Consider the following 22044-nt stretch of genomic DNA (forward strand, 5'->3'; position numbering starts at 1 on the left):
CAGGCGAGCGGGCTGCTGACGGCCCGGGTGTCGGCGACCGGCCGGGTCTCCGACACGGGGCTGGCCGAGGTGATCGCCCTGGCCGGCCCGGCGGCGGCCGGCCGGACGCTGGCCGACGTGCTGATTCCGGCGGCGGAGCCGGGGTGCCCCGTGCCGGCCGAGGTCGTGGCCAAGCTGCTGGCGGCCGTGGGTGTCGACGATGACCCGGCGGCGACGGAGACGCCCGGTCTGGTGCTGTCGACCGGTGGCGCGTGGCGGGCCGGCGTCCTGTGCGGGGCGCAGGCCAAGCCGGTGGCGGAGTTCGTCGGCACGGGCGCTCGGGAGGCGGCGCGGCAGCGGCGGCTGGCGGAGCTGAGCTCGGCGGTCGAGCGGCTACACATCGAGCTGGCCGACGCGGAACGCATGTGTGACCAGGCGCGGGCGGCCGCCGGCGAGTGGGAGCAGCACGTCGAGGCGTTCCCGGACGACGGCGAGCTGATCTCCGCCCACGCCAAGCTGACCAGCGCCCGTGAGTCGGCCGACGAGGCGGAGCAGCGGGCCTACGACCTGCGGGCCGAGCACCAGGCCAGCGACGAGCGGTGGCATGCGGCGCGGGCCGAGCTGGTGCAGGCGGCGTCCGAGGCCGGCATCGGCCTCGGCGACACCGTCGACACGGAAGCACTCGATCGAGCGAATCGGGCGGCGTCGGAGGCGCGGGTCGCCGCCGAGCAGCTGGCCGAGGCGTTGGCCGGCCGGTGCGCGCGGACGGTCATCGACCTGATCGACGCCATGCAGCACCACCACGCGGCGCTGACCGACCGGAGCGAGGCGGAGTCGTCGGCCGACGCGCTGTGCGTCGAGTACGCGGACCGGTCGCACGGGTTGGCCGAGCTGAGTTCGGCGATCGGCGGCGAGGCCGAGGAGGTCTCGCGGCAGCTGTCGGCATTGGACGCGGAGCGGCGGTCGGTGCGCAAGCAGCTGCCGCAGTCCCGGGAGAAGGTCGTCGAGCTGCGTGAGCAGGCGACGAAGCTGGAAACGTTGCTGGAGACCAAAAGAGCCCAGCTGACCGGCCGTGAGATCGACGCCTCGGCTGCGGCGGAGGCGTTCGAGCAGGCCCTGGCCGCCCCGGGCATCTGGTCGGCGGCGTTCCCCGAGGTCGGCGCCCCGTCCAATGTGGACGGTGCGCTGGCGTTGATCGACGGGGCCGCCGACCGCAAGGGATCCACCGAGGGCACGGTGATCGGCAAGCTCCAGGTGTTGCAGACTTCCCTGGCCGGCACGCACGACATCGGCGCCGAGACGGCCGGCGGCGTGCTCACCGTGACCGTCACCGGGGAGGACGGGCCCCGGCCGGTGGCCGACGCCGCGTTGCGGGTGTCGCAGCGGCTGGCCGAGCAGCGGGGCTTCCTCGGTGAGCGGTACCAGTCGATCTTCGCCGACTACCTGATCCGGGACCTGGCCGAGCGGCTGCGTGGGCAGATCGAGGTCGCCGAGGACCTGTGCCGGCGGATGAACGACGTGCTCGACCAGGCCCGATCGAGCCAGGGCGTGCACGTCCAACTGGAGTGGCGGCCGTCGGCGGCCCTGGACGAGCGGACCAAGCAGGCCCTTGAGCTGGTGCGGACCCCGCTGGCCGACCGGACGTCCGAGCAGGACGACCTGTTGCGGCAGGTCATCACCGAGCGGATCGAGGCCGAGCGGGACACGCATTCCAGCGGCTACGCCGAGATCCTGGCGCGGGCCCTGGACTACCGCACCTGGTACTCGTTCACCGTCCGCGTCCGCGACTCCGGGCCCGACGGCAAGCCTCGGGTGCGGCGCCTGCGGCAGCTGTCCTCCGGTGAGACGCGGCTCGTGTCGTACGTGACGCTCTTCGCCGCCGCCGCCTCGTTCTACGACGCCGTCAGCAGCGGCGGTGAGGAGGCCCCGCTGCGGCTGGTGCTGCTCGACGAGGCCTTCGAACGTCTCGACGACCCGACGATCGCCCGCATGCTGGGGCTGCTCGTCGACCTCGACATGGACTGGGTGATCACCTGGCCCAGCGGCTGGGGCGTGTCGTCGAAGATCCCGCGCATGCACATCTACGACGTGCTGCGGCCCAAGAACGGCCGTGGTGTCGCCTGCACGCACACCACCTGGGACGGCGCGGGCCTGGACCGCGAGGACCCGTAGAAGCAGGGTGGGGGCCTCTCGGCCCCCACCCTGGTCCTACGCGAAGTACCCGAACACGTCGGCCACCACATCGACCGAGCCGGCCAGGTTGTAGAAATCGACCTTGCCGTCCGGGCCGATCGGCACGATCACCTGACCCTGAGTCACCTGCCCCGGGCCGAAGTTCAGGTTCGACGTCGCCGGGCGGTCGCCACTCGGGAACACCGTCAGGAAGCTGTTCGCGGTGCCGTTCACGACGGTCACGTTGAGCACCACGGACTTGGCGTTGCCCGGCACGGAGCCGACGCCGGCGACCTTGAGGCCGAGGGTGGCGTTGGGGCCGATGGTCGTCGCGTTGTCACGGGTGTCCACCAGGCGGGAGGGGGCGACGGGCGTGAACGCCGTCGTCTGGGTGAAACCGTTGGGCCCCGCGATGAAGTAGCCCGCGATGTCGACGACGACATCGGCGCTGCCGGCGAAGTTGTGGAACGCCACCACGCCGTTGGCCGACATCGGCACGATCACCAGGTTTGACACGGTCTGCCCGGCGCGGTAGTTCAGGTTGGACGCCGTCGGCAGGGGGCCGCCGTCCGGGTGGACGGTGAGGAAGCTGTCGGCGGTCGGATTGGTCACCGTCACGTTCAACACCACTGCCTTGGCGTCCGACGGCGTGTCATGGCCGACGCCGCTGAGCGACACGTACAGGTCCCGGTTGGCGCCGATCTGCTGGATCGGCACGCCGCCGGTGCCGTCGCGAGTGTCGGCCACGCGCTGCGGCTGCACGGTGTGCAGGAAGCTGCCGGTCTCCTCCGCCGGCGTGGCGCGGTAGTAGCCCTCCAGGTCGACGATGACGTCGGCCGAGCCGGAATGGTTGGCCACCACCACCTTGCCGTCCGGACCGACCGGCACCGTCACCAGATTCGGCACCGTCTGACCCGCCGTGAAGTTCAGGTTCGACGTGCCCGGATTGGGGCTACCACTGGGAAAAACCGACAGGAAGCTGTTGTCGGTGGTGTCCGTGGCCGTCACGTTCAGCACGACAGCCGTGACGCCGGTGGCCGGCACGCCCTGCACGCCGGTCACCTGCACGGCCGTCTGGCCGCCGGCGCCGAGCGGGCCGCCGCCGTCACGCGTGTCCAGCAGGCGCTGCGGCCCGGCCGGATAGTAGGCGCCGCCCACGCTGATCTGCTGCGTGGTCTCGGCCGTGCCGCCGTTGGTGTCATGGATGGTCAGCTTGACCGTGTAGCTGCCGGGGGTCGCGTAGGTGTGCCGGAAGGTGTTGGTGTTCGGGTCCTTCACCACCGGGCTGCCGTCGCCGAAGTCGTAGTCCTCCCCGGGACCTCCGGAGTGCATTGGGCGATTATAACGACATTTAGCAAAGGAGCGAATGAGCAGCATAAAATATTGAAGAGAAAGTAGGGGCATTCTGCATGTTCTCGTTGCATGGGGAACGCCCAGCTACGGACTTGCGCAACTGTCATCCGTGTTCAGCCATGCGCTGGGGATCGGGTCGAACACGCGGGTGTAGGTGTGCTGGGCGGTCGGCGTGTCGGTGGTGACAGGGGCGCTGCCGTCGCCGAAGGCGATCGTGTACCTCACCGGCGTCGACCACGGGTTGTCGATCGTCCCCGTGACGGTCGCCGCCAGCGGGGCGGGGCCCTCACGCGGCGTGGCCTTGACCCTGGTGATCTTGAACGGGTCCTGGAACTCGAAGGCCCCGCGGTCGGCGAAGCCCGGCCCGGCGTTGGCCACGAGCGGGTCGTCGACCCTGGCCCCGCCGACCTGGTCGGTGGCCAGCTCGCCCGGCGCGGCCGGGTCGGCGGAGTCGATCGCGGGCGATCCCTCGGTCAGCGTGGGATCGTCGCCCAGCCCGAGCTTCGGGTCGGCGTTGATGTCGTGCGTGCCCTGGCCTGAGGCGGCGGTGAAGGCCGCCGGCGTCGAGTACGCCGTGCCGCCCCAGCTGTACAGGACGTCGGACTGCGCGGTGTTGACCAGGTTGTGGTCGACGACGGTGTGCTCGGTGGAGCCGGCGGCCACCACGAGCTCTCCGGTCGTGTCCGAAGGCCCGCAGTTGGCCTGGCCGTCGAGGACATTGTGGTTGTTGTGCAGCAGATTGTTCTCGACGGCGGCGCCGGTGGACGCGCCGGCCAGCGTGATGCCGGAGACGCAGTTGTCGATCACTGTGTTGCTCGTGACGACGGTGCCCGGGGCGTCGGTGGCGACGACGCCCGGCGCGAAGTTGTACCGGATGAGGTTGGTGGTGACCGTCGCGCCGGTGACGCCGGGCGCGACGGAGACGCCGGCCGTGCCCCAGTTCAGGATGTTGTTGCGGCTGATGACGACCGGGCCGCTGCCGTTGACCAGGTCGACGCCGATGCCCGGCTTGGCGTTCGGGGCCACCGCGCTGCCGCTGATGTAGTTGCCGTCGACGGCGACGTGGTCGGAGTGGTCGACCACTACGGCGGCCTCGGTGGCGTAGGTCCTGAGCTTGGTCAGGACGACGTCGTGCGCGCCGCTGACCGTGACCGCCCGCGGCGAGAACACGCCCTGGTCGGACAGGCCGATGAAGGTCCCCGACGGGACGCCGACGAAGGTGATCGGCGCGTCGGGCGTGCCCGACCTGGTGATGGTCACCGGGGCGTACTGGCCGTAGCCGATGTGCACGGTCTGGCCGGGCGAGACGACGTTCGCGGCGGCCTGGATGGTGCAGAACGGCTGGAGCTGGCTGCCGGGGCCGGTGTCGAGGCAGGCCGCCTTGGAACGGTCCACGTACAGGTCGGTTCCGGCGGCGCCGGCGGGTGCGGCGATGGCGACGGAGGCCGCGCTGATGAGCGCGAGCGTCACCGCCGACGTCACGAGACGTCTTGGCATTCGGTCGATCCCCCTAATGCGGCGCCCGCGGTGGGCACACCATTCCTGCCTCGGTATCGACCGGGAACCGTTGACCGTTACTACGGAAAAAATGTCGTGAATGCGGCTTTTACGCAGGTCTGGGCGTCGGCACGGGGAAGGCGACGGTCGGGGCGTCGGCGCTGGACAGCAGCGGCAGCGAGATGCGGAAGACGGCGCCGGTGTGGCCGGGCGGCGGGGCCTCGCAGCGGAGGTCGCCGCCGTGGGCGCGGCAGATGCCACGGGCGATGGGCAGGCCGAGGCCGGAGCCGCCGGAGGAGCTGGCGCGGGCCTCGTCGAGGCGGACGAGGCGGTCGAAGATGCGCTCACGGTCGGCGTCGGCGATGCCGGGACCGTCGTCGACCACGAGGAGCTGGGCGTAGCCGGCGGAAGCGCCGACCGTGAGGGCGATGCCACCGGAGCCGCCGGTGGCCTGGCGGGCGTTGTTCATCAGGTTGGCCAGGACCTGGGCGAGGCGCTGGGGATCGCCGGTGACGACGACGGAGGGGCCGTCGACGGAGACGGCGAGGTCGGGGGCCAGCACCCGGGTGCGGTCGGCCTCGGCGTCGGCGAGGTGGCGCAGGTCGACGGGCTCGTGCTGGAGGTCGAGGCCGGCGTCGATGCGGGCCAGGGCCAACAGGTCGTCGACGAGGCGGCCGGCCCGGCGGGACTCGCGGACGAGAAGCAGGAGCATCCGGTCGCGTTCCTCGGGATCGGTCTCGGGACTCTGCTGAAGCACGGACTCGGCGACGGCCTGCAAGCCGGCGATGGGGGTACGTAGCTCGTGCGCGGCGTCGGCGACGAACTGGCGGGTGCGGGACTCGGCGTGCCGAGCGTGCTGCTCGGCGCCCTCGAGCTCGTCGAGCATGCTGTCGAAGGCGGCGGCGGTGCGGCCGAGCTCGGTGTCGGTACGGGCGGGCGCGAGCCGACGGCCCCGGTCGCCGGCGGCGATGGAGCGGGCCAGGGTGGCCATGTGGTCCAACGGCCGCAACGCGAAGCGCACCAGGAAGATGAGCCCGACGGCGGTGACCACCAACGCGGAGATGCCGACGATGAGCAGCAGCCGGCGCAGTGTGGCCTGAGGCCGGGTGTCGGGATCGGCGTAGAAGGTGATCCGGGTGCCGTTGCGGTAGGTGTAGGTGCGAGCGGTGGAGTCGGTGGGCGACGGCTTGTTGCCGTAGTCGAGGCCGCTGGGCGTCTGGACCCGAACGAAGATGAAGCCGCCCACCGCCAGCCGCGCGTACAGCTGCTCGGGTTGCAGGCGTCGGGTCTCCAACTGCTTGGCCAGCTGCAATCGGTCGCGGATCAGGTTGTTCTGGTCCTGCACGGTCTGCCGGCCGAACAGGGCGTCGACCACGACCACGAGCGCGACGAGCACGACGGCCAGCGCGAGGGTGACGGCGAGCGTGACCCGCAGCCGTAGCGAGCCGCTCTTCACGCGGCACCGGCCCGTAGCACGTAGCCGAGCCCGCGCACGGTGTGCAGCAGCCGCGGCCCGTGCGCTTCGAGCTTGCGGCGCAGAGCGCTGACGTGCACCTCGACCAGGTTGGGGTCGTAGTCCTCGTAGCCCCACACACTGGTCAGGATCTGGGTCTTGCTGACCACACGCCCACGCTGCGCGGCCAGGTAGCAGAGCAGCCGCAGCTCGGTGGCGGTGACGTCGACGGTCGAGCCGGCGTAGAGCACGACGCCGGAGTCGGCGTCGACGAGCAGGTCGCCGATCTGCACGGTCGACGGCGTGCGGCCCAGCCGCCGCAGCACGGCACCAACCCGAGCCACCAGCTCGGCCAGCACGAACGGCTTGAGCACGTAGTCGTCGGCGCCGGCTTCCAGCCCGCGCAGCCGATCGGGCACGCCGTCCCGCGCGGTCAGCATGACGACACCGGCGGTGGACGCCCGGCGGATCACCTCCAGCAGCTGGAAGCCGTCGCGACCGGGCAGCATGATGTCCAGCACCACCAGGTCGGGCCGGAACTGGGCCAGGTCGGCCTCCAGCTCGCGGCCGTCCACCCGGGCCAGCACCTCGTAGCCGCTGTCACGCAGCGCGGACCGCACCGCGGCGCGAATCGCCTCGGTGTCCTCGACGATCAAGATCCGGGCGACCGACACGGGACCCATTCTGGTCGGCGGGACGGCCGCGTGGGCGGCGGCCCGCCGACGTTTCAGGCTCCGCTCAGCTCCGGCCGGGACGGTGGTTGTCATGACCTCCCTGACCCGCACCATCGGCGCGCTCGCCCTGACCGCGGCCGCCGCCCTGTCCGTGACGGCCTGTTCCACCGCCGCGAACGGCTCCCCCGCGCCGTCGACCTCGGCGTCAGCCACGCCGACGAAGGGCAAGGCCAAGGCGCTGCCCGCCGGCGAGAGCCGAGTCGCCGGCACGGTCGCGACGGTGTCCGGCAGCCAGCTCACCGTGACCAAGAAGGACGGCAGCACTGAGACGTTGACCACGGACTCGGCCACGAAGATCGAGGGCGGGCCGCTCCAGCAGGGGCAGCGCGTGACCGCGGTCGTGAAGGGTCAGCAGGCGCTGACCGTGCGGGTGGCCCAGCCGCGCGGTTCGAGCGCCGCGCCGACCACCACGCCGACTTCCTGACGGGCTTGGGTGCCACGCGGCCGGTCGTCTGGAACGATGGTCGCGTGGCGGCTCGGCAGACCCAGGTGCGATGGGTGCTGATCCTGCTGGTCATCGGGCTGGTCGGGATCGGTGCGGCGGTGCTCGTGTGGTGGCCGACGCTCGGCTTCCCGAACACCGATTCGCCGTCGGCCGTGCACACCAAGGCCACGGTCGTGACCTCGGCCGAGTGCGGCAGCGGCAACGCCCACGACACCGTCGAGTTCACCGTCGACGGGGCCAAGAAGCAGGCCCCGCTGGACGGCTGCGGCCAGGCCAAGGGCACCGCTCTCGACGTCGTCGTCACCACCGACAACGGCCAGCTCAGCGCGCACGCCGCCGACGCCTCGCAGGTCGCCGGCAACCGCGACGGCCGGCTGACCGCCGTGCTGCTCTGCCTGAGCGCCGTGGCCGGCGCGCTGTACGCGTACCTCATTCGATACCGGCCAGTTCCGAAAACGGCCGCTCCGGCGCCGGTGATCGGCGCTTCTGAGCCGCCCGCCTTCCCCGAGCCCGCCTACCCGGAGCCGGCCTTCCCGGAGGCGGGCTTCCCGGAGCCGGCGTATCCCGAGCCGATGTACTCCGAGCAGGCCGAGGAGCAGGAACCCGAGGCCCTCGACGACGAGGAAGATCCGGCCGGCGAGGACGACCCGGCCGAGGAGAACGTCGAGCCCACCCCGCACCCCTAGATCCGGACGTTGTCCGTCCACAACGACGCCAGACCGCCGTCGGCGGTGAGGCCGTCCCAGGGACCGCGGTTCCAGAGCGACAGGTACAGCTCGGCCGCCGTGCCGGCGACGGTGCTGTCGGCCTCCACCGGCGACTCCACCCGCACGCCCGACGGGCGCTCCGGGCCGTAGCGGACCAGCCAGTGGTCGCCGGTGTCGGTGGCGCTGACCAGCGCGGACCGCTCCTCCTCGGCGTGCAGCCCACGGTTGCGGGGCAGCAGGCCGCACAGCATCTCGTCCACGCCGTCAGCGGCGAGCGAGGACGGGATGGGCGAGGGCAGCCCGGCGGCGGCCTCGGCGTCGACGCTGTGGATCGTGGTCTCGTGAACAAGTGGAGCCATAGTATTGACTTTAGAAGACGATCGCCCTGCGTTCTTCCTGATCCCCCTGGCGCGCTTGGCTAAGGTCTCCCCAGGCTTACCCATTCGGTATGAAAGTGCATGGTAAAAAACCCCAAGGGCGCTTCACCGTCCCTAGAAGAATCCCGCTATCTAAGGATTGGATAATGATAATTCAATCAAACTCCCTGAGATGATGTCGTCGGAATCTACTCGGGTTCCATGTCGGACTGAACTACGCAGGATAGCAGGCGCTCTCTTTGCTGGGGTAAATGAGTGATAGAGAATTCGGAATAGGGCCTCCGTCAGAACATGTTGGGTCAACTAACGCTCGATCGAAGACGTTCGCAACCACGACGCTTACCCATTATCCATAACTCCTGGATAAATCAGGCATCTGGGTTGGTGTGAAGGCGGCACGGGTGCGTCCAGCCCCGCCCGCTCGGGCCGCGGCGGCCATACGCTCGCCCTGCCCGCCCACGGCGGCGATCCACTCGCGAGTCTCCATGCCGCGAGCCTGCCACTCAGGCGACGTCGGCGGAGCTGGCCAACCAGGTGTTGCACTGGGCGAGGCTGTTGCGCTGGAAGCCGGAGGTCCACCAGCCGACGGCGTGCTCGTCGGAGCCGTGGTCGCGCGGCGGGCCGAGGTGGTCGCCGCGCTGCTGGGTGGTCTGGGCCTCGTGGGTGATGTTGCCGTCGACGTCGCCGCGGCCGGAGGTGGCGGCCAGGAACATGCCGGAGAAGCACTGGGCCTGGAGCTCGAACCGGCGGGACAGCTCCTGGCGGACGTCGTCGTTGGCCGCGTTGTTGGTCTCCCGGCCGTAGGCCAGGTCGAGGCCGGCCATGTCCTGCACGTGGTGCCCGTACTCGTGGGCGAACAGCGCCAGGTAGACGCCGGGGTGCGCGCCGTACAGGTCGGTCTGGATGGCGGCGAAGGGCATGTAGATCGTGTTGTCGGTCGGGCAGTAGAACGCCGCGACACGGCCGCTGGCGGCGGTCTCGGAGCCGCACGGGCTGTTCCACGTGCCGCCGTCGGGGAAGGCCAGGTCGGCGGCGAAGAACGGCAGGCCGGCCGCCTTCATCACGGGCGACCAGGCGGCGTCCAGGCAGGGCAGCGCGCTGCGGAAGAACCGCTCGGCGCCGGCCGGATCGGTGGTCCAGCGCGAAAGCTTGCAGGTCGTCGCCGGCAGGCCGCCGACCTCGAACAACGGATTGTCGGCCAGCTTGGCCACCGGCTGCGGCCCGGCCGGCTGGGTGGTCGTGGCCGGCGGCCGGGACGTCGTCCGCCGGCTGGTCGTCGGCAGCGGCGTGGTCGTGGTCCGGCGCGTGGTGGTGTGCGTGGGGGACGTCGTGGTGGTCGCCTCGGGCGTGTACGTCATGGTCGGCGTGTTGTCGGAGTGGGCCGTGGGCTTGGACCGACCCAGCTGGCTCAGGCCGATCGCCGCCACCCCGACGAGCACCACGCCCACCAGCACGATGGCCACGAGAGGCCCGCGCGAAGGCCGCCTTGGTGGCGGCTGGCCGTGCCAAGTGCTCGTTGGTGGCGGCATCACTGGTGGTACGGCGGATGCCGCCGACCAGTTCACCGGCGGCGGGGTGATCGGTGGCGGCGGATAAGACGGCGCGTACGGCCCGGTCGGATACGGGCTGTTCGGATACGGGCTGTTCGGATACGGGCTGGGCACCGGCGGCGGCAGCGGGCGCGCCGGCGGCATGCCGCCATAACCGGGCTGCCAGCCGGGCGGCTGGGTCACAGTCCCACCTCGCTAGCGCTCGGCGGGTCTGCGCCCCAGGTCCCCGTGCTCAATGGTGACTTCGCAAGCTCAGTCACGGCAGTTCTCCCCCTCGATCGGTCACTGCACGTCGGAGCTGCTGGCCACCCACGTGTTGCACTGCGCGACCGTCTTCTTCACGAAGCCCTGGGTCCACCAGGCCGACGCGTGCTCGCTGGTGCCGTGGTCGCGGCGCTCGCCGGGCTGGTCGCCACGGTCCTGCGTGTTCTGGGCGTCCCGCGTGACGGTGTTGTCGACGGAGCCGTGCCCGGCCGCGGCGGCCAGGAACAGCCCGGAGAAGCACTGCGCCTGCAACTCGATGCGGCGCGACACCTCAAGGGCGGCGGGGCTGTCCGGGTCGACGCCGTTGTACTCCTGCTTGTGCGCGGCCGTGAGCACGCCGCTGAGGTCCTGCACGAAGTGGCCGTACTCGTGCGCGAACACCGCGAGGTACGCGCCGGGGCGGTTGCCGATCTCGTCGGTCTGCAGACCGGAGATCGGCATGTACAGGGTCTGGTCGCCGTTGCAGTAGAACGCCGCGGCCTCCTCCTGCGACACCGAGCCGCAGGGGCTGCTCCACGTCTTGCCGCTGGGGAAGGCCAGCTTCGGCTCATGGAACGGCAGCTTCACGGACTGGAGCACGGGCTGCCACGCCCGGTCCAGACACGGCAGCGCAGCGGTGAAGTACGCGTTCGACGCCGACGACACCGACTGCCAGCGCGGCAGCGTGCACGTCACGGAGGTGGGCCCCTGGGCCGTGAACAGCGGGTTGTCGCCCAGCTTGTCCACGCCGTCTTCGGTGCCGCCACCGCCGCCGGTGCCGGGCGAGTTCGTCGGCACGGAGGTAGGCAGGTTGGTGGGCGACGGCGTGGCGCGCTGCCGGCTGCGGCCGTGCCCGCTCAGCCCGATCACGGCCACGCCCAGCACCACGAGTCCGATCAGGAACAGCGTGACGAACGGGCGCCGCGACGGCCGCCTCGGCGGCGGAGGCGGGTAGGGCGAGAACTGCTGCGGCGGCCCCATCGGCCCGTGGGCCCGCGCCAGCGCTCCGTGTGTAGACAGCGGCGGCGGCATGACGGGTCGCGCCGGCGGCATCGCGTACGGGTTGTAGCTGGGCGGCGGCTGCTGGCCGTAGTACGGGTTCGGCGGCGGCTGCATGGGCGGCGGGTAAGGGCTGGGCTGCGGGTACTGGCTAGGCAGCGGCGGCGGCAACGGATTCTGCGGCGGAACATCGCCGGAGTTCCACTGATTCAACTGACGTCCCCCTGCGGCGCCGCCCACGTGTTGCACGCGGCCGTCTTGTTCTGCTCGTACCCGATCTGCGCCCACCGGCCCTGGTGCGCCGCGGTGCCGTGATCCTTCTCGCCACCACCGTCGGCGAACGCGGCGGCGCCGTCGCCGGCCATGGACCGGCTGACCGAGCCGTGGCCGGCAACGCTGGCGAGGAACATACCGGCGAAGCAGTTCGCCTGCAGCTCTAACCGCCGAGAAAGCTCCCACCCAGCGTCCGTGTCGCGGCCGGCGCTCGCCTCACGGCGTGACTCGGCCAGCAGGATGCCGCTCATGTCCTGCACGTGGTGCCCGTACTCGTGGGCCAGCACGCCGAGCACCACAGCCGGGATGCCGTCGGTGCCGTCGAGCACGGACTCCAGGGGCATGTGTAACTCGTTGTCCGCGCCGCAGTAGAACGCCACGGGCGTGCCGTCGCCGCGTGAGCGACACGAGCCGGAACTGTCGTCCATGGTCAGCTTCGTAGGCTGGAACGGCATGTCCAGCGCGGTGACGACCGGCTTCCACGCGGCGTCGAGGCACGTGAGCTCGGCCGTCAGGTACGCGCGCAACTCCTCGGACGCGCGGCCGAATTTGGGCAGCGTGCACGTGCCCGTGGCCAGCGACGCCGTGTAGGTCAGCAGCGGATTGGTCGCGAGCGCAACGACCGGCCGCGGCGGTTCAGCCTGTGCCGCACCGGCGATCGCTTCCGTGGGGCGCAGGTAGTCGACGCCGAACACCAGCAGCAGCACCAGACCCAGCGCGGCGAGCGAGATGTAGCGCTGCGCCGATGTCCGCTGTGGAATCCGAACCGGAGCACCACTCGCAAGAAGGTCGAACGCGCCCCGGTTGTCCATCTACGCCCTCTGCTCGCGGGCCGAGCCGGCCCCGATGGTGGATATCGCCGCAAGGATAGGCGGGCTGGACTATTGTCCGCTCCCGTGTTCACCAACTGGGGCCTGGCCGTGGCCACTGTCACGCTCTCCGTCGCTGGCGCTGGGTTCTCCGCCGGCGCCCTGCTTTCTCCGGGCGCCCTGGTCGCCGCGCAGGCGACGCCGGCCGACGGCGGCGTGCAGTCGCAGGTCGCGCTGAAGGTCGAGCGGGACGGCAAGCTCACGGTCAGCGAGAAGGTCACCGTGCCGGCCGGCAAGTCGGCCAACCGGATCGCGCCGCTGTTTGTTTACCGCGGGCCCCGACACCGAGCGCGTGTACACGGTCACGCAACCGAAGGTGTCCGGCAACGGCAGCGCGTCGGCCGACGACCAGAACCTGACCGTGCACCTGGGCGCGGGCGAGTCGACCGTCAGCTACGTGGTCGACGGCGCCGTGGCCGACCAGGGCTCGCACGAGGACGTGCGCTGGCAGGTGGCCAGCGGCTGGGACGTGACGATCGATCGGCTCACGGTGTCCGTGGTGACGCCGGCCGAGCCGCAGTCGATCACCTGCCTGGCCGGCGATCCCGACTCGACGACCGCGTGCGGGCTGTCGCAGATCGGCGAGGGCGGCGTGCCGACCGCGGAGCAGGACACGCTCACGCCGGGCCAGCGCGTGGACTTCGCCATCGGCCTGCCCAACGGCTCGGTGCCGGTGAACGAGCGCATCGCGGCGACCAACCAGCTGGCGTCGGCCTTCGCGCTGACGCCGGAGACCGGCATCGGCCTGCTGGTGCTGGTCGTGCTGCTGCTCGTGGGCATCGGCCTGCTCTGGTACGCCCGCGGCCGTGACGCGAAGGCGCTCGCCGGCGACGTGGGTCCCGTGGAGGTGCTGGCGCGGGACGCCGGCGGCCACGTGGCGTTCGCCTCGCCTGACGGCGTGCTGCCGGGGCAGGTCGGCACCGTGATCGACGAGCACGTGGACGTGGTGGACGTGACCGCGACCGTCATCGATCTGGCCGTGCGCAACTACTTGTGGATCGACGAGGTGCCCGACGGCGAGGGCGTGCTGGACTGGCGCATCGTGCGCCGCAACCCCGCCGACGACTCGCTCACGCCGTACGAGAAGGCGGTGTACACGTCACTGCTCGGCGACGCGGAGCAGGTGCGGCTGTCGGAGCTGCGCGGCAAGGGCGTGGACCTCACGGCGGTGCGTAACGCGCTGTACTCCGACGTCGTGGCCAAGGAGTGGTTCGCGCGGCGCCCCGACACCGAGCGCAGCCGCTGGTGGTGGGCCGGCGGCGGCATCATGGCGCTCGGCATCGTGCTCACGGTGGTGCTGGCGCTGACCATCGGCCACGCGCTGCTGGGCTTTTCGTGGTTCGCCGGCGGCGCGCTGGGGGCGGCTCGCGGTCCATGCCGGCCCGTACGCGACGCGGTAGCGCGCTGCTGCACCAGGTGCGGGGTCTGCTGACGTACCTGACGACCGTCTCCCCCACGGACATCCCGGACAGCGACCGGGAGATGGTGTTCTCCCGGTCGCTGCCGTACGCGGTGGTGCTGGGCCAGACCGACCGCTGGCTGTCGGTGTTCCGCGGCCTCGACCCGGACGCCGACGGCACGCCCGGCCTGTACTGGTTCGGCGAGGCGGAGCAGGTGCGCGACCTGGACCGCTTCGCCAGCCGCTTCCCGGCGTTCCTCAGCTCCCTGGACGGGGTGCTGGCGCAGGGAGGGCACCTTCGCTCGTTGAAGGCTTAGGCGTCCAGTCCGGGTGGCCCGGCATCGGCGGCGTGGTGGCGCCGTACAGCCAGTCGTGCAGGAACGGCCCCAGGTCCGCGCCGCCGACGGCGGTGGCCACGCGGATGAAGTCGGCGCTGGTGGCGCTGCCGTCGCGGTAGCGGTCCAGGTAGGCGTCGATGATGCGGCGGAAGGTCTGGTCGCCGACCTTCTGCTGAAGGGCGTAGACGACCAGTGAGCCGGGGCCGCGGCCGACCGGGAAGATGACGTCCGGCCGGGTGGGGTTGCCCGGCGTGATGCCCTGGGCCCGGACCGTCGGGTCCAGCGTCTCGTAGGACCAGCGGAACTCGTCGGCCAGCGACGGGCCGCCGTGCTCGGCGGAGTACAGGCTGTCGAAGTAGATGGCGAAGCCCTCGCTGAGCCAGATGTCGTGCCAGTCGGCGACCCCGACGGAATCGCCGAACCACTGGTGGGTGAGCTCGTGCACGACGGTCGACGCCTCCTTCGGATTGGCCAGCGCGCCGGCCCGGAACACCGGCAGCGTCTGCGTCTCCAGGGCGTCCGTCTGCTGCGCGGCGTGGTCCGCCCCCAGCAGGCCGACCGTCTCGAACGGGAAGCGACGGCCGATGCGCTGCTGGAGCCAGTCCAGGAAGCTCGGCAGCTGGTCCAGCATCGGCTTGGCCGCCACGGGGTCGGGCACGGCGCTGCGCAGCGGGAGGCCGTTCGGGCCGGTTCCCGTGACCATCGTGAACTTGCCGACCGCCAGCTGGGCGAGCTGGGGTGCGAAGGGATGCGTCGAGGCGTAGGTGAAAGTAGATGCGGACTTCGTGTAGTTCTGCGCTACCAGGGAGCCATTCGCGGCGACGGTCCAGCCCTTGGGGACGGTCACGTGATAGGTGAAATAGGCCTTGTCGTCGACGGCGTCGTTGCAGGGGAAGAAAAGATGGGCCCGGTCGGGCTGCCCGAACCAGGCGAAGCCGCCGTCGGGGCCGTTGGCCCAGCCCGCGGTGTCGTCCACTTGCGAGGGCACCTTGGCGGCGCGGTCGGCGGTGAAGTCGACCGTGACGAAGAAGGCGCCCCGCACGGCCGCGACCGGATCGACGACCAGCTTCTCCTTGTCCAGGTGGAATGCGGCGTCACGGCCGTCGACCCGGACCTTGCCGACGGTGCCGCCGGCGTAGTCGAGCTGGAACTCAGACAGCCGGCGATCGGCCACGGCGGTGATGCGGGCGGTGCCCGGTAACGACGTCGTGCTCGGGGTGACGTCGTAGGTGAGGTCGTAGGCGGCGACCTGGTAGCCGTCGTTGCCCAGATCGGGCAGCAGCGGGGGCGGGGATGGTGTGACCGCGGACACAGCGAGCGCGGTCGCCGCGGCCATGCTTGACAGGCTCATACGGGAACAATCCCCAGTTCAGCCGTAGGCGGACATCGCACCTGAGGTTGATCACCTCGGTACGACCGGGGGCTGACGCGGCGACGTCGTAGTCTCTGTGTCATGGCCGCACCGGAACTGCACAGGTTCACTCTCCCCAACGGCCTGCGCGTGGTGCTCGCCCCCGACCGCACAGCCCCCGTGGTCGGTGTGAGCGTGCACTACGACGTGGGCTTCCGCTCCGAGCCCGAGGGACGCACCGGGTTCGCTCACCTCTTCGAGCACCTGATGTTCCAGGGCAGCGAGAGCCTGGAGAAGCTGGCGCACTTCCGGCACGTGCAGTCGTCGGGCGGCACGTTCAACGGCTCCACGCACCCGGACTACACCGACTACTTCGAGACGCTGCCCTCGGCGGCGCTGGAGCGGGCGCTGTTCCTGGAGGCGGACCGGATGCGCGCGCCGCGCATCACCCAGGAGAACCTCAACAACCAGATCGACGTGGTCAAGGAGGAGATCCGGCTGCGGGTGCTCAACGCCCCGTACGGCGGGTTCCCGTGGATCTGGCTGCCGCCGGTGCTGTACTCGACCTATCCCAACGCGCACAACGGCTACGGCGACTTCGCCGAGCTGGAGCAGGCCAACCTGGACGACTGCGCCCAGTTCTTCGACACCTACTACGCTCCCGGCAACGCAGTGCTGACGGTGGCCGGCGACTTCGCCCTGGAGCAGGCGACCGACCTGGTGCACCAGCACTTCGCCGACGTGCCGGCGCGGCCGACGCCGCCGCGGCCGTCGTTCGCGGAGCCGCATCTGCAGGGCGAGCGCCGTTCGGTGCACGAGGACCCGCACGCGCCGCTGCCGGCGCTCGCGGTCGGCTACCGCCTGCCGGACCCGGCCACCGACCTGGACGGTTACCTGGCCGACGTGGTGCTGGCCGCCGTGCTGTCCGACGGCGACGCCTCGCGGCTGCAGCAGCGCATGGTGCACCGCGAGCCGCTGGTCACCGACATCTCCGTGGGCGCCGGCCTGTTCGGGCCGCTGGACGCCCGCGACCCCGACACGTTCACCGTGACGGCCATGCACTCCCCCGAGGTGTCCGAGGACCGCATCCTCGGCGTGCTGGACGACGAGCTGGAGAAGCTCGCCGCGTCCGGCCCGCAGGAGGACGAGCTGGCTCGCGTCGCCGCGCGGTGGGCGGCGACGATGCACCGCGAGCACGACCGCATCACCTCCCGCACGCTGTCCTACGGCGCCTCCGAGCTGCTGCACGGCCGCGCCGAGCTGGCGTCGGACCTGCCGGAGCGGATCCGCGCCGTCACCACGGACCAGGTGGCGGCCGCCGCCAAGGCCCTGCGGCCGGATTCCCGGGCCGTGCTCGTCGTTCCCGCCGCCGGAGGCAACCAGTGACTTCAGTCAGCTACCGCACGGCCGAGCAGATCGGCCACACCGAGAAGGGGCCGCGTCCGCTGCCCGCTCTCGGCACGCAGACCGCGGCGGCGCAACCGTCCCTTGTGGACACCGTGCTGCCCAACGGGCTGCGGGTCATCGCCGTGCGCAAGGAATCCGTGCCCATGGTCGAGCTGCGGCTGCGCATCCCGTTCGCGGGCACCGAGCGGCTGCACGCGGCCCGCGCCGAGGTGCTGGCCAACACGCTGCTGACCGGCACCGAGCGCCGCGACCGCACGCAGTTCGACACCGACCTGGCCGCGGTGGGCGCCGACCTGAGCTCTGCGGTCGACCCTGAGCGGATCAGCATCGGCGGCAGCGCCCTGGCCAGCGGCCTCGACGTGCTGCTGGACGTGCTGGCCGACGCCCTGACCGGCGCGGTGTACCGGGACGACGAGGTGGCTCGCGAGTCGGAGCGCCTAGTCGAGCGCATCACCATGGCTCGGTCGCAGCCCAGCGTCATCGCCCGTGAGGCGCTGCAGACGCACCGCTACGGCGACCACCCCTTCGCCAAGGAGATGCCCGAGGCGGCGGAGATCGGCGAGGTCTCGCCGGAGCAGGTTCGGGCGCTGCACAAGGCCTCCGTGCTACCGCGCGGCTCGCTGCTGGTGCTCGTCGGCGACGTCGACCCGGACGCCGCGGTGGCGGCCGTCGGCGCGGCGCTGTCCGGCTGGGAGTCCGACGGCAGCGCCATGGAGCTGCCGAAGCTGCCCGTGCTGACGCCGGGCGACGTGCACCTCGTGCACCGGGCCGGCGCCGTGCAGTCGCAGATCCGGCTGTCCGCGCAGACGTTGCCGCGCACGGACCCGGGATTATGCCGCGTTGCAGGTGGCCAACCTGGTGTTCGGCGGCTACTTCTCCTCGCGCCTGGTGGAGAACATCCGTGAGGACAAGGGTTACACCTACGGCGCGCACTCGTACTTCGAGTTCACCAAGGACAGCGCCACCGTGCTGGTCGAGGCCGACACCGCCAGCGGCGTGACGCCGGCGGCGTTCTGGGAGACCCGGTACGAGCTGGGCCGGCTGGTGCTGTCACCGCCGAGTGCGTCCGAAGTGGAGAACGCTCGGCAGTACGCCATCGGCTCGCTGCTGACGTCCACCTCCTCGCAGTCGGGTCTGTGCGCCACACTCGTCGCGCTGGGCGCGATGGGCATGTCCTACGAGTGGCTGCGCGACCAGCCGCTGCGCATCGCCGCCGTAACCGCGGAGCAGGTCGCCGAGGCGGCGGAGCAGCACTTCGCGCCGACCCGGTTCACCGGCATCGTCGGGGTAAGGGATCCGGAACCTTCGTTACTGCCCTTATTGCGGCTTTCATGCTGGCCCGTCAAGCTGCGCAATGCGGATGTGTGACACGGATGAGATACGCCGCATTGTTAGCTCCACGGTTGCTACTATCCATGAGGGCCGTGCATCCCAAAGGAGTTGGATTTGTCAGGCACTGGGTTTTAACGATCTCATCTGTGTTACACGTTACGAAGAATGATTTATGCGAACTTCATGTGCTTATAGTACCCACACATGTTTATGCTGAGACGACCATCACGCCTGGACCTAATTGATAACCGTCTCCTGCAATCACAAGCTGCGGTGCATGCCGGATTTCATCTCCACCGGACTGTGCAGAGTCACCTACACAGACTCGCTACATATGCTACGAGGCTGGAGTCATGAACCACGACGATTTTACTGACGGTGAGTCCGCCTGTGGCCGACCGCCAAGCTGCTGCCGGTCGACCGCCGCGGCCGGGCGCCGATGGGTCGCTCCGGCGACATGCCGGTGCTCGACTTCCGGGCCACCGAAGGGCCGACGCCACCGTCGGACGCCGTGTTGCTCGGCGAGCAGGACGGCGTCTGCTACTGGGCCGTGCGGGCCGAGCCCGACGGTCCCGTGCAGGAAGGCATGGGCTGGGACGCCACGCTGCCCGACACCGACGAGGCGGTGTGGCAGGACCTTCGGCTGGCCGGCGGCCTGCTCAGCGCCGAGGACGCCGGGCTGCTGACCACCGCGGTCGCCGTGCTCAGCTGGCACGACGTCGCCGGCTTCTGCGCCAAGTGCGGGTCGCGGGTCGAGACCAGGCGGGCCGGCTGGGCCACGCACTGCACCGGGTGCGGGCGCGAGGAGTACCCGCGCACCGATCCGGCCGTCATCTGCCTCGTGCACGACGGCGCCGACCAGGTTCTCCTTGCGCGCCAACCGATCTGGCCGCCCGACCGGTACTCCGTGCTGGCCGGCTTCGTCGAGGGCGGCGAGTCGCTGGAGGCGTGCGTGGTGCGGGAGATCTGCGAGGAGGTCGGCATCACCGTGGACACGGTGCGCTACCTCGGCAGCCAGCCCTGGCCGTTCCCCCGCTCGCTCATGGTCGGCTTCAGCGCCGTCGGCGACGCCGCCCACCCGCTCGTGCCGGCCGACGGCGAGATCGAGAAGGCCCGCTGGGTGCACCGGGACGAGGTCCGCGCCGTGCTGGCCGCCGGCGGCACCGGCCCCGGCCTGATCCTGCCCGGCGTCACCTCCATCGCCCGCCGAATGCTGGAGTCCTGGGCCAAGGGCTGACCGTGGGGAAAGGGCGGCCGCCGGGGTCGGCCGCCGCCCCTTTCCTTAGTGCGGTGTCAGTGGTTCTGGTAGGGCGCCTTGGCCTGCTGGGCGGCGTAGACCAGCGCCGGGCGCATCTTCGGCCAGAAGAAGCTGTCCTGGCAGGAGTACTTGGGCAGGAAGCCGCTGCAGCCGCGGCCGGCGTTGTCACCGACCTCGATGGTGAAGCTGGCCACGCCCAGCTTGTCGTAGGACCAGTCGTCGGTGCTGCCGGAGGCGTTGTAGAGCACCTGGCCGGCCTGGCCGTACGGGTAGCCGGTGATCGAGCCCAGCTGCTTGCCGATGGCCCGCAGCGAGGCGTCGTTGCCGGTGTGCACGCTGGAGCTGTAGTCCCACGGGAAGATGACCACGCTGCCGTCGCTGTGCATCGTCATCATGATGCCCTTGGTGTCGGCGGGCGCCGGGTCGGTGACCCCGGTGCCGCTGCGGCGGGCCGGCCACAGGTTGCGGAACAGGCCCTCCATCGCGGTGTTCTCGATCTCCGAGTCGGCCGACGGTCCCTTGTAGACCTCGTTGCACGGGTCGGTCGAGGTGCTCGCCCCGCCGAAGTGCGTGTTGTAGTTGCGGTTGAGGTCCACGCCGATCTGGCCGCCGAAACCGCAGCTGCTGCCGTGGCTGTTGTCGGCGTTCTTGCGCTGGAGCTTGGGCGAGTTGCCGCCCTGCTGCACGATGTCGACGCCGTCGGGATTGGCGATCGGCACCACCCACATCTCGGTGGAGTCCAGCAGCGCCTTCACCGTGCTGTCGGTGGTGTAGCTGTTGACCAGGTAGTCGATCCAGCGGTACGCGACGTCGCCGGTGGTGATCTCACGGGCGTGGATCTGCGCCATCAGGAAGAACCGGGGCTTGGCCGAGTTCGGGTTGAGCGCGCAGTCGCCGGCCTGCTTCTTGGTGATGCAGATGCCCTTGAGGTCGTAGCCGGCCTTGCCCTTGGACTTCAGCCAGGACTGGCCGTAGGTGAACGAGGTGGCCAGGTCCGGGTGCTGCTGGGCGACCTGGTCCATGTGCGCGTACTGGGCGTTGACCGTGTGGTAGCCGCCGTAGTAGGTCTCGCCGGCGTCGGCCGCGGTCGGGCTGTTGGTCGCCCGCGCCTTGGGCGGCGTCCAGCTCGGCGGGGTCATCGCGCTCTCGGTGCTGACGGTGAAGCCGGCCGCGCGCAGGCGGTCGCCCTCGGCGGCCGCGCCGAGCACGAACAGGTCGTTGCCGTCGCGGTCCTCCAGCACGTCGAAGCCGTAGGAGAAGAGCTTCTCCGCGTCGGCCGAGGCGCCGGAGACCCGGTAGACGAAGGTGGCTTGGCTGGACTGCGTGCTCTCGGTGGCGGCCACGGTGGTGGTCGCCGTGCCGGCCTGAGGCAGCAGCAGTACGGCCGCGGCGGCGATGACCGCCGCGACACCGCCGATGGGCAGGGGCAAACGCCGTGCCATGTGTCCTCCCGCAGGGTGAAAGGGCCAGCACGGACGGTAGCGCCGGGATGTGACCCGCATAACCAACGAAGGGCGGGAATCAGGCCGGAGTGACCTTCTTGACGTACAGCAGGCGGTCGCCGGTCTCGATGGCGTCGGCCTCGGGGGCGTCGACCCGGTAGAGCACGCCGCTGCGGACGACGCCGAGCACGATGTCGGACAGGTGCCGGGGCGAGCCGCCGATCTCGCCGGTCTCCACCTCGCGTTCGGCGATGGCCAGGCCGACATCCGGGGTGAGCAGGTCCTCGACCATGGCCACCACGCTCGGCGTCGTGGTGGCCATGCCGAGCAGCCGCCCGGCCGTCTCGCTGGAGACCACCGTCTGGTCGGCGCCGGACTGGCGGAGCAGGTGCTCGTTCTCGGCCTCACGCACCGAGACCACGATGTGCGCCTTGGGGGCCAGCTCGCGGGCGGTGAGCGTGACCAGCACGGCGGAGTCGTCGCGGTTGGTGGCCACCACGATCGCCCGCGCCTTGGGCACGCCGGCCACGCGCAGCACGTCGGAGCGCGTGCCCGAGCCGGTGACGGTGACCAGTCCGCGGGCGGAGGCGGCCTCCAGGGCCGGCTTCTCCGTGTCCACCACCACGATCTGCTCCGCGTCGACGCCGTCGCCGAGCAGCGTGACGACCGCGGCCCGGCCCTTTGGTGCCGTATCCGACGACGACCACGTGGTCGCGCACTTTCGACCTCCAGCGTTGGATCTTGAACGACTGCCGGGAGCGCTCGGTGAGCAGCTCCAGCGTGGTTGCCGACAGCAGGATCAGGAACAGCGCGCGGATCGGCGTGAGACCAGGACGTTGATCAGCCGGGCCGCCTCGGTGGACTGG

At 70.8% G+C, this 22044-nt stretch carries 17 protein-coding genes and 2 pseudogenes; 8 read left to right on the forward strand and 11 right to left on the reverse strand.

Features of this window, described 5'->3' with window-relative positions:
- Positions 1–2151: SbcC/MukB-like Walker B domain-containing protein (locus KUTG_RS21170; protein WP_043718986.1), on the forward strand; the 2151-nt coding region annotated here is incomplete at its 5' end.
- Between the two features lie 36 nt (positions 2152–2187).
- On the opposite strand, the gene KUTG_RS21175 is transcribed toward KUTG_RS21170, so the two are convergent.
- From KUTG_RS21175 to KUTG_RS21190, 4 genes are all read right to left on the reverse strand, one after another.
- Positions 2188–3528 (reverse strand): PKD domain-containing protein, encoded by a 1341-nt coding sequence (locus tag KUTG_RS21175; protein WP_198047264.1) that lies wholly within the window; start codon positions 3526–3528, stop codon positions 2188–2190.
- A gap of 60 nt (positions 3529–3588) precedes the next feature.
- Positions 3589–5001: a right-handed parallel beta-helix repeat-containing protein gene (locus tag KUTG_RS21180; protein WP_084579620.1), complete on the reverse strand. Its 1413-nt coding sequence runs from the start codon at positions 4999–5001 to the stop codon at positions 3589–3591.
- Between the two features lie 109 nt (positions 5002–5110).
- Complete coding sequence (locus KUTG_RS21185) at positions 5111–6457, reverse strand: HAMP domain-containing sensor histidine kinase (protein WP_052395145.1); 1347 nt, start codon at positions 6455–6457, stop codon at positions 5111–5113.
- Positions 6454–7137, reverse strand: a complete 684-nt coding sequence (locus KUTG_RS21190; protein WP_043718995.1) for a response regulator transcription factor — start codon at positions 7135–7137, stop codon at positions 6454–6456. Before KUTG_RS21190 ends, KUTG_RS21185 begins: the two co-directional genes overlap by 4 nt.
- A gap of 82 nt (positions 7138–7219) precedes the next feature.
- On the opposite strand from KUTG_RS21190, the gene KUTG_RS21195 reads away from it, so the two are divergent.
- Complete coding sequence (locus KUTG_RS21195; RefSeq protein WP_043718997.1) at positions 7220–7612, forward strand: hypothetical protein; 393 nt, start codon at positions 7220–7222, stop codon at positions 7610–7612.
- Between the two features lie 44 nt (positions 7613–7656).
- Positions 7657–8319, forward strand: a complete 663-nt coding sequence (locus KUTG_RS21200; RefSeq protein WP_052395147.1) for a hypothetical protein — start codon at positions 7657–7659, stop codon at positions 8317–8319.
- Here KUTG_RS21200 and KUTG_RS21205 read toward each other — a convergent pair.
- From KUTG_RS21205 to KUTG_RS21220, 4 genes are all read right to left on the reverse strand, one after another.
- Positions 8316–8699, reverse strand: a complete 384-nt coding sequence (locus tag KUTG_RS21205) for a maleylpyruvate isomerase mycothiol-dependent enzyme family protein (protein ID WP_052395148.1) — start codon at positions 8697–8699, stop codon at positions 8316–8318. The genes KUTG_RS21200 and KUTG_RS21205 overlap by 4 nt on opposite strands.
- A gap of 521 nt (positions 8700–9220) precedes the next feature.
- Positions 9221–10450, reverse strand: coding sequence for a neutral zinc metallopeptidase (locus KUTG_RS65285; RefSeq protein ID WP_157494685.1), 1230 nt, complete (start codon positions 10448–10450; stop codon positions 9221–9223).
- Positions 10451–10549: 99 nt separating this feature from the next.
- Positions 10550–11722, reverse strand: coding sequence for a neutral zinc metallopeptidase (locus KUTG_RS21215; protein WP_157494686.1), 1173 nt, complete (start codon positions 11720–11722; stop codon positions 10550–10552).
- Complete coding sequence (locus tag KUTG_RS21220) at positions 11719–12594, reverse strand: neutral zinc metallopeptidase (RefSeq protein ID WP_052395156.1); 876 nt, start codon at positions 12592–12594, stop codon at positions 11719–11721. Before KUTG_RS21220 ends, KUTG_RS21215 begins: the two co-directional genes overlap by 4 nt.
- Before the next feature lie 349 nt (positions 12595–12943).
- On the opposite strand from KUTG_RS21220, the gene KUTG_RS21225 reads away from it, so the two are divergent.
- Both KUTG_RS21225 and KUTG_RS65290 read left to right on the forward strand, forming a co-directional pair.
- Positions 12944–14083, forward strand: a complete 1140-nt coding sequence (locus tag KUTG_RS21225) for a DUF2207 family protein (protein ID WP_052395159.1) — start codon at positions 12944–12946, stop codon at positions 14081–14083.
- The gene (locus tag KUTG_RS65290; protein ID WP_052395160.1) at positions 14068–14367 is read left to right on the forward strand and encodes a hypothetical protein; all 300 of its coding nucleotides are present in this window, start codon (positions 14068–14070) and stop codon (positions 14365–14367) included. The genes KUTG_RS21225 and KUTG_RS65290 overlap by 16 nt, the downstream gene beginning before the upstream one ends.
- Here KUTG_RS65290 and KUTG_RS21230 read toward each other — a convergent pair.
- Positions 14309–15739: a M1 family metallopeptidase gene (locus KUTG_RS21230; protein ID WP_052395162.1), complete on the reverse strand. Its 1431-nt coding sequence runs from the start codon at positions 15737–15739 to the stop codon at positions 14309–14311. The genes KUTG_RS65290 and KUTG_RS21230 overlap by 59 nt on opposite strands.
- Before the next feature lie 102 nt (positions 15740–15841).
- On the opposite strand from KUTG_RS21230, the gene KUTG_RS21235 reads away from it, so the two are divergent.
- From KUTG_RS21235 to nudC, 3 genes and pseudogenes are all read left to right on the forward strand, one after another.
- Complete coding sequence (locus tag KUTG_RS21235) at positions 15842–17125, forward strand: M16 family metallopeptidase (protein ID WP_043719000.1); 1284 nt, start codon at positions 15842–15844, stop codon at positions 17123–17125.
- Positions 17122–18514, forward strand: a pseudogene (locus KUTG_RS21240) (M16 family metallopeptidase). Before KUTG_RS21235 ends, KUTG_RS21240 begins: the two are co-directional and overlap by 4 nt.
- A 421-nt stretch (positions 18515–18935) precedes the next feature.
- Positions 18936–19715: an NAD(+) diphosphatase gene (gene nudC / locus KUTG_RS21245; protein WP_232240885.1), complete on the forward strand. Its 780-nt coding sequence runs from the start codon at positions 18936–18938 to the stop codon at positions 19713–19715.
- 56 nt (positions 19716–19771) lie between these two features.
- Here nudC and KUTG_RS21250 read toward each other — a convergent pair whose 3' ends face one another.
- Both KUTG_RS21250 and KUTG_RS21255 read right to left on the reverse strand, forming a co-directional pair.
- Positions 19772–21178 carry a M14 family zinc carboxypeptidase gene (locus KUTG_RS21250; protein WP_043719004.1) on the reverse strand — a complete coding sequence of 469 codons (1407 nt, stop codon included), beginning with the start codon at positions 21176–21178 and terminating at the stop codon, positions 19772–19774.
- A 79-nt stretch (positions 21179–21257) separates the two neighbouring features.
- A pseudogene (locus tag KUTG_RS21255) lies at positions 21258–22044 on the reverse strand (TrkA family potassium uptake protein); the annotation flags it as partial.

It is taken from the genome of Kutzneria sp. 744, from assembly GCF_000568255.1.
Lineage (GTDB): Bacteria > Actinomycetota > Actinomycetes > Mycobacteriales > Pseudonocardiaceae > Kutzneria.